This window comes from Flavobacterium sp. HSC-32F16 (assembly GCF_024171645.1).
GTDB lineage: Bacteria > Bacteroidota > Bacteroidia > Flavobacteriales > Flavobacteriaceae > Flavobacterium.
This window is the reverse complement of sequence record NZ_JALKAC010000002.1, coordinates 36669-51772: the sequence shown is the minus strand read 5'-3', so window position 1 is coordinate 51772 and position 15104 is coordinate 36669. Positions and strand designations below refer to the sequence as shown.

Below are 15104 nucleotides of genomic sequence, written 5' to 3'. Positions count from 1 at the left end.
TAAGTTTTATTATTCATTTAATTCTTTCCAGCAAACGTCAATTTCCCGTTTAACTTCTTTCTGTAATTTCGGAAGTTCATTTTCAACCCAATTTTTGCCTTGTGTGGTAAGATAATATTGGTTTTCGTTGAGTTTGTATTTCATGGCGCCAAAAATCATTTCAATCATTTCGTCAGTTTCTGATGTTCCGTTGGCAAAATTAGGACCAATTAAATATCTTAAAAGCTCATTTTCGTATATTGGTTTATAATACAAAATATGGCTTACTATTGGAAAATAGAAATAAAAATAACTGTTGGTATTAGAGGCGTATTGTATTTTATGAAATTCAGCAATCAAATTATCCGATTCTAAATCTGTTGTTTCTGAATTGAATTCTTTCAGTAATTCAAATGTTCTTTTCGCACTCGGAACTAAATTACCCATTCTTTTTAAATCCGAAAAAGCTTCTTCAAATTCCATATTTACCTCTTTTGTTTTAAACCAATTAAAAAGTTTCATTTATTGGTCTGTTTAGTTTTGACTTTTTATAAAAATAACTGCCAAAATAAGCAATCAAGAGATAGGGCGAATAAAAAATATAAAACAGAATCGCTTTTAAAGGCCATCCAATTCCCATTCTGCTGGAATCTAATGTTTTTACTCGATCTATATTTTGGGCAGAAACATTTCGAAGTCTTTCTGTTTCCGTTAAAAGATAGGAATCATAGCCATAATGAGAAAGTAAAAGTTCAATTGAAAAATGAGACCACCACGCCATTATTAAAACTAAAACAAATGTTATAGCAGCAGATATTAGGAGGTAAGAAATGAAGAGCATTTTTAAATCGCGCTTATACAGTTTGTTTAATAAAAGCAGCGGTAAAATAATTAAAGCAATTAAGAAAACGAACTTTAAGGCTGTATTTAAGTTTTCCATTTTTTATAGTATAAATTATAAAAGCAGTTTAGGTACTGCTCTTATAATTTATAAAAGTATAATAAATAATAGAAAGATAAATCGTACTTAGTTTACTTTTTGATCAGCAAATCCAGCTTTTATTCAAATACCACTTTTTTATTGCTTTTAGGAATTGTCACAATATGATAAGGCTGTGTATTTACAGTTGCAGCTCCTCCGGGTTTTAATTGCTCAACCTTAACCAATATCTGATCATTAGTCTGAGTAATTTTGGTAATGTCAATAGAGTAACCGTTATAAGGGCGAACTTCATCAATAACTGCGATGACTTGATATTTTTCAAAATCGATATCAGTACTAATACTATTTTGCCAGGGCTTGATATTGAGATCCAGTTTTACTAATAACTTGTTCCATTCTGTCAGGTCATTAATAACAAGGTTTGCTTTTGGATTATTATAATTTCCGTTAAAATAATCTCCCTGATAAACTTCTGTAAAATCTACTTTTGATGGTGCTGATTCATCACTGTCGCAGCTTGTAAATGCAAATAAAAGACTAAAAATAATAAGAATCTGTTTCATGAATTTTGGTTTTAGTTTATGATTTATTGTAAAACATTATTTATTAAACAGATGTGACTTTTTTAGATGGTTGCGCAGTTCAATATTAAGTTTTGTGTTTGGTAACATTTTATTAATATTTGACTCGATATTACTTATTTGTAATTTATGTTATAGAGTTCCTGGCTTGTTATCAGTTTCTTATATTTGCAAATGCAATAAAGAAGCATACAAAATCATGGCAAAAGGACCCGAAAAAAATACTAAAAACAAAGCTTTGCACACTAAATTGCTAAAACGAAAAAAGGCTAAAATCCAAGAAGAGAAAAAAGCTCACGCCTTACGTTTGAAAGCCTTAGTGGCAAAAATGAATAAAAAAAACAAAAGTGATGAATCTGGAATCATATAAAACCAGAATGTATTTTTTTTCTGTTTTAATTTAACTCAACTTTGCAAAGCAAATCTCAAAATAAAACCACAATGGAGGAATTCGGTAGAATTATAGTTTCTGAAACAGCAATGAAAAGTGAAAATCCGCAGGATGTTATTCACTCTAATATTTCGGTAATCAACTTAATGCGTGAAGAAGGTGTTGACGATGAACTTATTCATGAAGATGCGCTTACGAGTTACTATCTTGATTATTACTATTCGCAATATACCGAAGGAAATTTTTCGCAGTTTGTCTACAACTCAGGCTGGAACAAAGAACTTAACGAACTTATTGAAGAAGGCCTGGCTTTAATTGGTGCCGAAAAACATTTAGAATTGTTTCAGGAACAAAGCAAGAAAGTTAGAATAATGAGTAATATTAAATTGGGCAAATTTCTAAAAGGGAAATTAGAAGGCGTAAACCCAATTCGAGATTCGTTAAACAACGATACTTTTTTCGAATTAGTAGAAAATCTTGCTGAATTAAACGCCAATTTCTTAAAAAATCATCCTGATTTTGAAGTACTTTCTGTAGACGATATGTTTGCCGTTTTAGAGGAATTTGTTGGGCATGAAATTAAAAGAGCTTAGTTTTTTGAAGGTTTAGAGGTTTAAGTTTCAAAGAGACAAAGGTTTATAGTTTTTGTCATTTCGACTTAAAGGAGAAATCGCACAAGAAACTCTGCAAAGATTAGCGGTTTAGCATGTCGAATTATTAGTGCGATTTCTCCTTTCAGCCGAAATGACAAGTTTGTGTACTAATTCACATTTTTTTAAAATATTCTTAGCGAATCTTTTGCAGTCTTGGCGTCGCTTTGTGCAATATCTTTATTAATTTCGCTTTGAGTGATTTATCTATTCAAAAAACAACCAAAATGAGATTTAAGTACTGCCCGGTTTTGCTCATTCTTTTTGCCCAAACAGCAATTTCTCAAAACAAAATCAACCTTTTTTCGGAGATCCATTACAATTCGATTCCTGCAGTTTCTTTAAGTGATTATAAATCGGTTCAGGAAAGAGATAAAAAATTTCAGAATCCTAATATTGCTTTAGGAATAGGAATTTCCGGAGGAGGATCGCGCGCGCAGTTTTTTAGCATGGGTGTTCTTCTTGGACTTGAAGAAATCAGCGAAAACAATATGGAACGCAATTTCTTAAATGAAATTGATTATTATTCAGCAGTTTCGGGAGGCTGTTTTTCAACTGGATATTATTTAACTCTTCTAAAAAATAAGCTGCAGAGCGAAAATTGTTCTTTCAACGAATTTTACTTTTCAAAAGCCGATGCTTATAAAGATTATGTAGATAAATCGGCCAATATTCTGTCACTTTTAAACAACAGCCGAAACGAAAAAGGGGATAAAATATCAATGTCACAGCGCATAGATGCCGATATTTTGCAATACGACGCATTAAATCCTGATAACAAAGATAAATTTAGCACTCAAATGCTTTTATCTGATTTTTTTGTTTCGAAAGAAAGTAAAATAGAACCTTCGTTACCAATGTTTGTCGCAAACGGAACAGCTTTTAATAACGGCGAACGCATTCCGTTTATGCCTCATATTATTAAAGGTTTATCTATAGATGAATCGCTTGCGCCGAATAAAGCGGATATTGCATTAAATGAAAATAAGATAAATGACGGTTATAATTTTCCGGTAACGTATGGCATTACGGCAAGTTCTGCTTTTCCAGGAGTTCTTCCAAAAGTCAAATTCGGAATAAAAAATCAGGATAAAATTTTATGTATTATCGACGGCGGTGCTTCAGACAATATGGGTTACAAAACTTTGGCAGAACTACTTCATGCCGATACTAAAGTTGAAGATAAAAACAAAAAAGCACTTTTCATTGATTGTCTTGGCCAAGGGAAAAAAGAACCTTATATAAACGATACCAAAATTGGACTTCTTTCATTGTTTGAAACGGCTTCACTTTATACTGTTCAAACCCGATATATGACTTTTGATAAAGATGTTGAAAATACTTTTGAACGATACAAAATTCCGGTAACGAATTATCAGATTATTGGTTTTACCACAATTCGCAATCATTTGCATAAAATGAAAAAAGACGAAAAGTATGAAGAACTGGTTATGGAATTAAAAAATACCAATGACGATGTGAGCGGCTGGCTGAAATTATATGCCGATTTTAAGAAAGATATCATAGATAAATTTGGCGAAAGCGCATTTAGAAAAGACAAAGACGGACAGATAATTGCGGCCACACTTCAAAAAGATAAATTCCCGGAACTTTCAGCTGGAGAAATTTTACTGCTGTATGAATATGCCTCTCATATTGAAACCAAATTACGCATTAGACCAGAAGAAAGAGATATTCTGCTTTTATCAGGGAGATTTGCGGTATTTTTAAAAAACAATGAATTAAGAGATTTGTTAGTAGAATACAAATAAACAGCCAATTTTATTAAATTTTTGATTTTATTTAAAAAGCTAATTAAGAATATTTTATATTTGAGAGCCCCTAAATTTAAAATCATAAACCAATGAAAATTAAAACCTACTTAATTCTCAGTGGCGCTTTTCTATTTTTATTCTCCTGTGGGAAGAATGAAAAGCAACTTGTTGAAGAAAACGCCCCATCATTAGCCGTTCAGTCTGAAAGCCCCAAAGCAGTCGAAAAGCTGATATTTAAGAAAAGCGAATACATTATTCCATCTGATGAACTCGATTTGAATCTGCTGAAAAAAACGGCCGAAAATCTAAAAATCAAATATACGGCCATCAAAACCGAAGATGTAAGCTCAATTCGGTACAATGAAAATGTGACTTTCTTCGTTATTTCTATTATTGATAAATCTGCGAAAGCAAAATCAAAAGAAGAAGATTTAGGCAATTACTACGAAAGAAAATACGTTTTTGTAAACAGCGAAGACGGAAAAATTCTGCACGAAGAAACAGATAAAAATCTGGGTTATTATGAAAACGAAGGTTTAAGAGCGGCCAAAACTTATATTCTTAAAGATTTATTGCAATTAAACGACAAAACTCCGGCAATTGCTTTGAGTACAGAAGTGTATTCGAACAGCAGAGTTGTAATGTATTCTGAAGAAAAATTTACGATTCTTACTTTCGACGGAAAACAAATGAAGAAAGTTTTATACGAATACCCAATTCGGTCTGCCAATGGAGATTCAAACGGTGGGGGAACGTATCAAATAGAAACTTTAGAAACAGGAATTAGTATTTCGGATACGCAGACAAATGGTTTTTACGATTTAATGGTTTCTAAAATCTATTCATATGAAGATGCGGTTGAAGAAGATTTGGCAAATGATATTCAGCAAAAAAGCGATTTAAAAGTTAAAAAAGAGTTTCAAAGATTAAAATTTGATGGAAAAACCTATTTGTTTAATAAAGACGATCGAAGCCGATTTTTGTAATTTCGTATTTAATTGAAACTAAAAATGTCTAAAAAGATCCTTTTTGCTTTATTAATTTGGCCTGTTTTCCTGCTGGCTCAGGAAAAAGAAAAAGAGGTATCTGATAATGTCACCCGATATTTTTATGATGATAAAGTAGTTTCGGTTGCTATTTGGTATGGCGAAGATAAAAAACCGGACAGCTCTAAAACCTATTATTCGAGCGGAAAACTAAACGAAGTTTTTTATTTTGATAAAGACGGATTGAAAGACGGCGATTGTTTTCAATACAATAAACAAGGTGAAAAACTGGTAACGTGGAATTTTTCGCATGGAAAAATGACAGGCAGAACAGATCATAAACTTCCGTTTAATAAAGACCGTGAACAAACCGTAGCCAAAGCCTTAAAAATGCTGACGGATATTAATACGCGGACTAATTTTAATCCAACAAAAATAAATGATCTTTACAATCGTGGTGTTTTAAGTATTAGTCTTGGCAATACTACTTTGGCAATTGAGGATTTAAAAAAAGTTGAATACTCGATCGATAAAGATCCTAAAAACAAAAAATTAGTTCTTTCAGATTCGGCTCAAAAAAAGACCGCAATCTTTCGAAGTAAACTTTATGACCGAATGGCAAGTATTTATGCAGCGCTTGAGATGGAAAGCTTTGCTATGAATTATTATCATAAAGCAATTAAGAACGCGCCCAATGATTATCGCATTTTATATAATTTTGCAACATTGCTGCAACAAAGAAAATCAAATGATCTGGCGCGCTATTATTTAGAGAAAATTGTAATCGAAAAACCAGATCATGCCCATGCATACTGGGGACTTGCCAGGTTATTGAGTGATGAAAGCGAGTATGAAAAAGCATTTGAAAATATCCAGAAAGCTTTTCAATACGAAAAGCTGATTATTGAAAGAACGACCGCTTATGGCGGAAGAGATTTAAGAACAACCCGTGGCTTAATTTACCACAAACTGGGAGAATCCAAAAAAGGAATCGCCGATTTGAAAGCAGCACTAGAAATGGATAAAAACAATTCGTATGCGATGAAAAATCTCGGGATAATTTATCTGGATCAGAAAAAATATGACGATGCCTGCGAATTGTTTCAAAAAGCAAAAGAACTTAATTATACTTTAGCGTACGACGAATTTGATCTTGATACACTTTTAGAAGACGCCTGCAATAAACATCAGCCGGAAAAAATAGTTAAAAACAAACCTTATGTTTTTCCAAATCCGGCACAAACTACAATTAACGTTGAAAACCTTAATTCTAAAAACTTTGATTTTGAGTTCTTTAATTTTGAATCAAAATCGGTTTTAAAAGGAAAAACCAGCGACGGAAGTATAAATATTATCGGATTAGATTCTGGATTTTATATTTTGAAAACGACTATAGGCGAAACTGTAGAAACGTTTAAAGTAATAAAGGAATAGATTTAGTTAGAATTTTATTTTAAGTTTTATCAGATGTTATGGTATATGTCAATCCGATGGGCTTTAGGGGGAATGGTATTTTGATTTTTATAAATATTCTGCCTCTTTTAATTCTTCTTCTCTCAAAATAAAAAACTCTTTGTGCATCTTTGCGAAACGTTCGTGTATCTCTGTGAAATCTTCAAAATCCACGAAATAACTTTAGACTAAACTTTGTAGGTAATCTTAGCAAACATTTCCTTAAATTTGCTTCCGTTATAAAAAAATACAATAGTTATAAAAATCAAGCTATGTTACAAATCGCATTTATTAGAGAAAATCAGGAGAAAGTAATCAAGGCTTTAGCAAAACGAAATATCGATGCTAAAAGCGTTGTTGAAGAGGTGGTGCAATTAGACGAAAACCGTCGTGCAGCTCAGGTGGAATTAGATAATACTTTAGCTGAATCTAATAAATTGTCCAAAGATATAGGCGAATTAATGAAAGCGGGAGAGAAAGCTAAAGCAGCAATCTTAAAAGAAAAAACGGTTTCATTAAAAGAAAAAAGCAAAGAACTTGGAGAAAAGGCAGAAGCTTTGGCTGTTGAGTTAACAAATATATTATACACGCTTCCAAATCTTCCGGCTGATATTGTTCCTGAAGGAAAAACTCCAGATGACAATTTGAATGTTTTTGAAGAAGGAGATATTCCAGTTTTGCACGAAGGCGCACAGCCTCACTGGGAATTGGTAAAGAAATACGATATAATCGATTTTGAATTAGGAGTAAAAATTACGGGTGCCGGATTCCCTGTTTACAAAGGAAAAGGAGCTCGTTTACAGCGTGCCTTAATTAATTATTTTTTAGATAAAAATACAGCTGCAGGATATAACGAAGTTCAGGTGCCGCATTTGGTAAACGAAGCTTCAGGTTACGGAACAGGACAATTGCCTGATAAAGAAGGGCAGATGTATCACGCAGGAGTTGATGATTTATATTTGATTCCAACGGCTGAGGTTCCGGTTACAAATTTATTCCGCGATGTTATTTTAAACGAAAGTGACTTACCGGTTTTACATACGGCTTACACACCATGTTTCCGTCGTGAAGCAGGTTCTTACGGAGCGCACGTTCGTGGATTAAACCGTTTGCATCAGTTTGACAAAGTAGAAATCGTACGTGTTGAGCATCCGGATAAATCATACGAAGCTCTTGACGGAATGGTAGAGCATGTGAAAAATATTCTTCAGGAATTGAAATTGCCATATAGAATTTTACGTCTTTGTGGAGGCGATATGGGATTCACATCGGCTTTGACGTATGATTTTGAAGTATTTTCTACAGCACAGGACCGCTGGTTAGAAATTAGTTCTGTTTCTAACTTCGAAACTTTTCAGGCGAACCGCTTGAAATTACGTTTCAAAGATAAAGACGGGAAAAATCAACTGGCACATACATTAAACGGAAGTTCATTAGCATTGCCTAGAGTTTTAGCCGGAATTTTAGAAAATTACCAAACGCCGGAAGGAATCGTAATTCCAGAAGTTTTACGTCCTTACTGCGGATTTGATATTATAAACTAAATTTTTAGTAATTTAGGGAATTAAACCTAACGGGTTTTTAAACCTGTTAGGTTTCTTAGTTTTAATAAAGAGCAGAACTAAAAATAAAGTTAATATGAGCGGAATTTTAAATTGGAATCTAGATCCTGTAATTGTAATGATTACAGACAGTTTCCCTTTGAAATATTATGGAGCTCTTTTTGCAACGGGACTTTTATTGGGCTATTATATTGTCAGAAATATTTATAAAAAAGAAAATATTTCCGTAGAGAATCTGGATAGTTTATTGGTTTACGTAATTGTAGGAACCGTTTTAGGAGCCAGATTAGGACATTGCTTTTTTTATGAACCCGATTATTTTCTACAGCATCCGATAGAGATTCTTTTACCAATTCAGAAAATTGGCGGTGTTTATAAATTTGTTGGTTTTCAGGGCTTGGCAAGTCATGGCGGAACAATTGGTGTTTTAATTGCAATGATTTTATATTGCAGAAAATACAAAGTGAAGTTTTTGTGGCTTTTAGACCGAATGGCAATTGGAGTTCCCGTTACAGGCGCTTTCATCAGATTCGGAAATTTTATGAATTCAGAAATTTATGGAAAACCTACTAATGGAAATTGGGGAGTTGTTTTTCAGAGAGATGATTTAATTCCGAGACATCCAACACAATTGTATGAGGCATTTTCGTATTTGTTGATTTTTGGAATTTTATTTTGGATGTATAAATCAGATAAAATAAAGCAAACGAACGGATTACTATTTGGATCTTTTCTGACTTTATTGTTTTTGGCCAGATTTATAATTGAATTTTTTAAAGAAAACCAGGAAGTTTTTGAAAACAACATGATAATAAATATGGGACAAGTTTTAAGTATTCCCTTTGTTTTAATTGGATTAACTTTGATTATCTGGAAATCAAGAACTGAAATTAGAGAATAGTTTTCAGTTTTATATTGGAACTGTAAACTGAGAATGAAAACTGCGGCTAAAAAAACTGAAATATGAAAAATATCTTTATCTATATCTTTTTGTTGTGGTCTGGTTTTATGTTCTCGCAAAACGAACAGTTAGCAAACAATTACTACGATAAGGGCGATTTCGAAAAAGCGAAGATTATCTACGAAGATCTTTTAAGAATTTCGCCATCCAATACCCAATATTTTTTAAGAACGATAGATTGTTACCAGCAGTTACAACAGTTTGATATTGCAGAGAAAACAATCCTGGAACGTTACAATCGCTACAAACAAGGTGTTTTTTTGGTTGAATTGGGATACAATTATCAATTGCAAAAAAACGAATCAAAAGCCAAAAATTACTATGAACAGGCAATTGAAAAAATTAAAACCAATCCTAATGATGTTTACGGAGTTGGAAATGCTTTCGAGAAAAAGGTTTTATTAGAATATGCATTAAGATCTTATCAAACAGCAATGCAGGTCCAGCCGAATTACAATTTTAATTTTCAAATAGGAATGTTGTACGGCCAGTTGGGAAAAACTGATTTGATGATTGATCTTTTGCTGACAGAATCCTATAATAATCAGCAGAATGCGAATTTAATCCAAATGCAGCTTTCTCGTTTCATGAATGGTGAAACTGACAATACGGGTTTTAAAGATGCAATGCGAAAAGCATTAATTTTAAGAACCCAGAAAGAGCAGGACGTATTTTGGAATCATTATTTAAGCTGGTTTTATGTACAGCAGAAAGAATTCGGAAAAGCCTTTATTCAGGAAAAAGCGATTTACAAACGTGAACCGGAATCTTTAATCAGCATTGTAAATTTGAGTCAGTTTGCGTTGAATGAAGATGATACAGAAACAGCTTCTGAAATTCTGAATTTCATTCTGCAAAACACTAAGGATGTCGATTTACTGATTAAAAGTAATGCAAGTTTAATACAGATTAAAATTGATAAAGCGCAGGAAAAAGAATATCCCGCTATTACAAACGAATTGCAGCAATTACTGGTTACTTACGAAGTAACTCCTTTTACCTTATCTTTGCAATTAATTCAGGCACATTTTTTGGCTTTTAATTTAAAAAAGACTGAAGAAGGAAAGGCAGTTGTAAAAAAAGCCCTGACGTTAAATTTAAATGCATATCAGCAGGCTGATGCCAAAATGGAGCTGGCTGATATTTTGCTTTTAGAAGAAAAGTTCAATCAGGCATTAATTTATTATTCGCAGATTCAGCTGGATTTAAAGAATGACGTAATGGCGCATGAAGCCAGTTTAAAAGCTGCGAAAACAAGTTATTTTAAAACTGATTTTGAATGGGCTTTAAAACAATTTAAAGAATTAAAATCGGCAAACACACAATTAATAGCTAATGACGCTCTTGAATATTTTTTACTGATAAATGACAATACCGCTGCTGATTCGACACAAACGGCATTAAAACAATTTGCAAAAGGCGATTTTTTACTTTATCAGAATAAAAAACCAGAAGCTATTACCCAGTTTCAGAATATTTTAAAAACCTTTAAAGGTCAGGAAATAGAAGCTGTAACTTTGTTGCGTTTAGGTAAAATATATGAAAGTCAGAATGATTTTGTCACGGCTTTGAGCCAATACCAGCAAATTATAGACAATCACAGCGACGGAATTTATGTGGATGAAGCGCTGTTTTTTTCAGCAGAAATTTACAACGACGAATTAAAAGATATAGAAAAGGCAAAGCCTTTGTATGAAAAGGTAATTTTTAATCATCAGGACAGTATTTACTTTGTTGATGCCAGAAAAAAATACCGCGAGTTAAGAGGGGATAAGAATTTGTAAAATTCCAAAAACAGAATTTATAAAGTGATTTTTGAATTTAGTTCAATTAGATTCTAAACTTTACAGAGAATCTAAAATCTAAAATCTGAGATCTAAAATTAAGAAACATGATAATTTATAACGTTACTACAAATATACACGAAAGCGTACATGATCAATGGTTAAAATGGATGCAGGAAAAGCACATACCGGAGATTTTGGCGACACAAAAATTTTCATCAGCAAGAATTGTAAAAGTTTTGATTGAAGAAGAAATGGGCGGAATTACGTATTCAGTTCAATATACAACAGACAGCAAAGAAACTTTAGAAAAGTATTACATAGAAAATCAACCGCAGTTTGACAGAGAAGCGTTAGAATTATTTGCAGATAAATTGCTTTCTTTTAGAACAGAGCTTGAGGTTATTTCAGAACATTAATTAAGTATTCAGTCTCTCCCGACAGCTATCGGGATCAGTAAAAAAATAGCCTGCAGATTTGGCTGATGGAACTAATTTACACAGATTATTAGATTCAAAATTTGTGATAATTTGTGGAATTCGCAGTAAACAAATCTAAAGCTTTGAATCTTTGAGTCTTCGTGGCAAAAAAAGTGAAATAAGCTTTGACCCTTCACAGCAAAAAGAATACTTTTGCGCCCTCGCGGCAAAACAAGAAAAGAAAATGGAAAAAGTAAAAGCCAAAAAACATTTAGGACAACATTTCCTTAAAGACGAAAGTATTGCAAAAGCAATTGCTGATACTTTGAGCTTAAAGGGATATGATGAGGTTTTAGAAATAGGACCAGGGATGGGTGTGTTGACTAAATATTTGCTTGACAAGCCGATAAATACACACGTTATTGAAATTGACACAGAATCTGTGGTGTATTTAGGCGAGAATTATCCAAAATTAAAAGATCAGATTATCTCTCAGGATTTTCTGAAATACAATATTAATGAAGTTTATAAGGACAAGCAATTTGCAATAATTGGAAACTTTCCTTATAATATTTCGACTCAAATTGTTTTTAGAACATTAGAGTTTAGAAATCAGATTCCGGAGTTTTCCGGAATGTTTCAAAAAGAAGTTGCAGAGCGAATCTGTGAGAAAAAAGGATCAAAAGCTTACGGAATCTTATCCGTTTTAGCTCAGGCCTTCTATGATACTGAGTATTTGTTTACTGTAAACGAAAATGTTTTTATTCCTCCGCCCAAGGTCAAGTCGGGTGTGATGAAAATGACCCGAAAGGAAGATTATAGTCTTCCGTGTGGTGAAAAGTTATTTTTTACGGTTGTAAAAACGGCTTTTCAGCAAAGACGAAAAACATTACGTAACAGTTTGAAAACATTAAATTTATCAGATAAACTGCGAGAAGACATTATCTTTGATAAGCGTCCGGAACAGTTAAGCGTTGACGAATTTATTGTTTTGACTCAAAAAATAGAAGCCGATGGAGTTCAAAGTTAGCAAAGAATTTATTCATCAATTAGAAGATTTAATCGTTAAGAAAAATGACAATGAACTTGAAGTTTTACTTAACGACCTTCACCATGCGGATATCGCCGAAATTCTTGAAGAATTAGATTTTGACGAAGCAACTTACATTTTCAAAGTTTTAGATAGTGATAAAACAGCCGAAATTCTTCTTGAATTAGAAGAGGATCTGCGTGAAAATATCTTAAGCCGACTTTCACCTAAAGAGATTGCTGAAGAGCTTGATGAGCTTGAAACAAATGATGCTGCCGATATCATCGCCGAACTTTCGCAGGAAATAAAAGCAGAAGTTATTTCGGAATTAGTAGACGTTGAACATGCTAAAGACATTGTCGAATTATTACGCTACGACGAAAACACGGCAGGTGGTTTGATGGGTAAAGAGCTTGTAAAAGTCAATGAAAATTGGAATGTTTTAACCTGCGTAAAAGAAATGCGAATTCAGGCAGAAAATGTTTCGAGAGTACATTCTATTTATGTTGTTGATGATGAAAACCGCTTAAAAGGCCGTTTATCTCTTAAAGATTTATTGACAACTTCTACTAAAACTCAAATTGGAGATATTTATATTCGAAAATTAAATTTCGTAAATGTAGACACCGAAGATGTTGAGGTAGCCCGTATCATGCAAAAGTACGATTTAGAGGCGATTCCGGTTGTAGATGAGTTAGGTCGTTTGGTAGGAAGAATTACAATTGATGATATCGTAGACGTAATTAAAGATGAAGCAGATAAAGATTACCAGTTAGCTGCGGGTATTACACAGGATATTGAAACAAACGACAGCGTTCTTGAATTGACAAAAGCACGTTTGCCTTGGCTTTTAATAGGAATGGTAATCGAAATTGTGGCTTCTTTTGTTTTAAAGGATAATGAAACCGCTTTTCAAAAATATTCAACTTTAATTATTTTTGTGCCTTTACTGTCGGCAACTGCCGGAAATATTGGTGTTCAGGCATCAGCAATCGTAGTTCAGGGTTTAGCAAACGGAACTTTGAAAGAGTTCAGCCGAAGCTATTTTAGTAAAGAGATTACCGTTTCGATGATTTCCGGAAGTATCATTTCATTACTTTTGCTGGCCTATCATTCTCTTATGTATGGACAATATTTAGTGGGAATCGCTATTTCGATTTCTATGATAGTGGTTATTATGTTTGCAGCAACTTTAGGAACTTTAGTGCCGCTTTTTCTGCATAAAAATAAAATAGATCCCGCTATTGCAACGGGGCCGTTTATTACTACAACCAATGACGTATTTGGAATTATGCTCTATTTTGGAGTGGCCAAATTGATTCTTGGGTTTTAATTTTTTCCACAAATTAATAGATTACAGTGATTTAAAATCTGTAAAATCTGCGTAATTTACACGCCGAAAAAATCTGCTGTTCAGCAGCCAAAAATAAATAAAAACCAAGCAGGATGAAAGTACACATTATAGGGGGAGGAAACCTTGGAGTTTCTATTGCCTTGGGAATTGCAAAATTTTCTAAAAACAATCAAGTAACCGTAACCAGAAGAAATATCGCAAGTATTCAATATTTAGCTGAATATGGAATTACGGTTTCTAACGATAATAAACATAATATTCAGGAAGCTGATGTAGTGATCTTAACCATAAAACCGTATCAGGTAGATACTGTTTTGGCGGAGATTCTGCCAGTTATCCAAAATAAAACCATTGCTTCTGCCGTAAGCGGCTTGTCTTTGGATATTCTTCAGTCAAAAACAAATAATGAATATCCGGTTGTGCGTATTATGCCAAACATTGCAGCACAGTTTGGAGAATCGGCAACTTGTATTTCTTTCCCGGAAAAATATAAAGAAAATGCCACACCAATTGTTGACTTGTTTCAGGATTTAGGGACTGCGCCGGTAATCGATGAAAAATTAATGGATGCAGCGACAGTTTTAGGTGCATGTGGTACTGCATATGCTTTGCGTTATATTCGTGCCTCTATGCAGGCAGGAATTGAAATTGGGTTTGATTCAAACACCGCTCTCGCAATTGCTGCACAAACGGTAAAAGGAGCAGCAAAAATGTTATTAGAGGAAAAAGTACATCCGGAACAATTAATTGATCGTGTAACAACGCCTCAAGGCTGTACAATTGTGGGTTTAAATGAAATGGAACACAATGGTTTCAGTTCGTCTTTAATAAAAGGAATCAAGACTTCTTTGAAACAAATCAAAGGATAAAAAGAATAATTTTCAATTTTAAATTCCAAATTCCAGTTCTTGCTGGGATTTGGAATTTTTTGTTTTTGGAATTTAATCATCTGTTCTTGAGCAATAATCTACTAGCAGCGGGAGATTTTTTTTATTTATAACTTCTTTAAACATAGTTCGGTGGTAATCAATTCCCAAGTTCTCAATTTTGATGCTGTCAATTTTGTGGTTTTTATCGATCATCCATTTTGTGAAAATTATAGAATCTATGTTACGAAGTGCTGGTCCGGTGCTTCTGGCGTCAAGTTTATGGCATGCGGCACAATTAGAATTGAAAATTTCTTTTCCTTCATATTGGCTGTCCGTTAATTCAAGAGGTTTAGTCCCGCAAAAGGGAA

At 33.3% G+C, this 15104-nt stretch carries 15 protein-coding genes and 1 pseudogene; 12 read left to right on the top strand and 4 right to left on the bottom strand.

From position 1 onward, the window contains the following. Window positions 1-9: 9 nt before the first annotated feature. The 3 genes from L1276_RS06800 to L1276_RS06790 all read right to left on the bottom strand — a co-directional run bounded on the left by L1276_RS06800 (window position 10) and on the right by L1276_RS06790 (window position 1485). Window positions 10-501 (bottom strand): hypothetical protein, encoded by a 492-nt coding sequence (locus tag L1276_RS06800; RefSeq protein ID WP_253786347.1) that lies wholly within the window; start codon window positions 499-501, stop codon window positions 10-12. Beyond that, on the bottom strand, window positions 488-919 hold the full coding sequence (locus L1276_RS06795; protein ID WP_253786346.1) for a hypothetical protein: 432 nt from the start codon (window positions 917-919) through the stop codon (window positions 488-490). Before L1276_RS06795 ends, L1276_RS06800 begins: the two co-directional genes overlap by 14 nt. A gap of 119 nt (window positions 920-1038) precedes the next feature. Beyond that, window positions 1039-1485: a protease complex subunit PrcB family protein gene (locus tag L1276_RS06790; RefSeq protein WP_253786345.1), complete on the bottom strand. Its 447-nt coding sequence runs from the start codon at window positions 1483-1485 to the stop codon at window positions 1039-1041. 217 nt (window positions 1486-1702) lie between these two features. On the opposite strand from L1276_RS06790, the gene L1276_RS06785 reads away from it, so the two are divergent. The 12 genes from L1276_RS06785 to proC all read left to right on the top strand — a co-directional run bounded on the left by L1276_RS06785 (window position 1703) and on the right by proC (window position 14736). Continuing rightward, entirely contained in the window at window positions 1703-1873 is a 171-nt protein-coding gene (locus tag L1276_RS06785) for a hypothetical protein (protein ID WP_253786344.1), read from the top strand. A 71-nt stretch (window positions 1874-1944) separates the two neighbouring features. Continuing rightward, window positions 1945-2487 (top strand): hypothetical protein, encoded by a 543-nt coding sequence (locus L1276_RS06780; RefSeq protein ID WP_253786343.1) that lies wholly within the window; start codon window positions 1945-1947, stop codon window positions 2485-2487. A gap of 284 nt (window positions 2488-2771) precedes the next feature. Further along, the gene (locus L1276_RS06775; RefSeq protein ID WP_253786342.1) at window positions 2772-4316 is read left to right on the top strand and encodes a patatin-like phospholipase family protein; all 1545 of its coding nucleotides are present in this window, start codon (window positions 2772-2774) and stop codon (window positions 4314-4316) included. 92 nt (window positions 4317-4408) lie between these two features. Beyond that, complete coding sequence (locus tag L1276_RS06770; RefSeq protein WP_253786341.1) at window positions 4409-5305, top strand: hypothetical protein; 897 nt, start codon at window positions 4409-4411, stop codon at window positions 5303-5305. Between the two features lie 24 nt (window positions 5306-5329). After that, window positions 5330-6739: a tetratricopeptide repeat protein gene (locus L1276_RS06765; protein ID WP_253786340.1), complete on the top strand. Its 1410-nt coding sequence runs from the start codon at window positions 5330-5332 to the stop codon at window positions 6737-6739. A 290-nt stretch (window positions 6740-7029) separates the two neighbouring features. Next, entirely contained in the window at window positions 7030-8301 is a 1272-nt protein-coding gene (gene serS / locus L1276_RS06760; RefSeq protein WP_253786339.1) for a serine--tRNA ligase, read from the top strand. 94 nt (window positions 8302-8395) lie between these two features. Next, a complete protein-coding gene (lgt, locus tag L1276_RS06755; RefSeq protein WP_253786338.1) occupies window positions 8396-9220 on the top strand; it encodes a prolipoprotein diacylglyceryl transferase in 825 nt (274 codons plus the stop codon). Between the two features lie 62 nt (window positions 9221-9282). Beyond that, window positions 9283-11064 (top strand): tetratricopeptide repeat protein, encoded by a 1782-nt coding sequence (locus L1276_RS06750; protein WP_253786337.1) that lies wholly within the window; start codon window positions 9283-9285, stop codon window positions 11062-11064. Between the two features lie 107 nt (window positions 11065-11171). Beyond that, window positions 11172-11483 carry a DUF4286 family protein gene (locus L1276_RS06745; RefSeq protein WP_253786336.1) on the top strand — a complete coding sequence of 104 codons (312 nt, stop codon included), beginning with the start codon at window positions 11172-11174 and terminating at the stop codon, window positions 11481-11483. Between the two features lie 244 nt (window positions 11484-11727). Continuing rightward, window positions 11728-12513, top strand: a complete 786-nt coding sequence (gene rsmA / locus L1276_RS06740; protein ID WP_253786335.1) for a 16S rRNA (adenine(1518)-N(6)/adenine(1519)-N(6))-dimethyltransferase RsmA — start codon at window positions 11728-11730, stop codon at window positions 12511-12513. Beyond that, a complete protein-coding gene (mgtE, locus tag L1276_RS06735; RefSeq protein WP_253786334.1) occupies window positions 12497-13846 on the top strand; it encodes a magnesium transporter in 1350 nt (449 codons plus the stop codon). The genes rsmA and mgtE overlap by 17 nt, the downstream gene beginning before the upstream one ends. A gap of 113 nt (window positions 13847-13959) precedes the next feature. Continuing rightward, entirely contained in the window at window positions 13960-14736 is a 777-nt protein-coding gene (gene proC, locus L1276_RS06730) for a pyrroline-5-carboxylate reductase (RefSeq protein WP_253786333.1), read from the top strand. A gap of 239 nt (window positions 14737-14975) precedes the next feature. Here proC and L1276_RS25355 read toward each other — a convergent pair. After that, window positions 14976-15057, bottom strand: a pseudogene (locus L1276_RS25355) (cytochrome c); the annotation flags it as partial. Window positions 15058-15104: the final 47 nt, after the last annotated feature.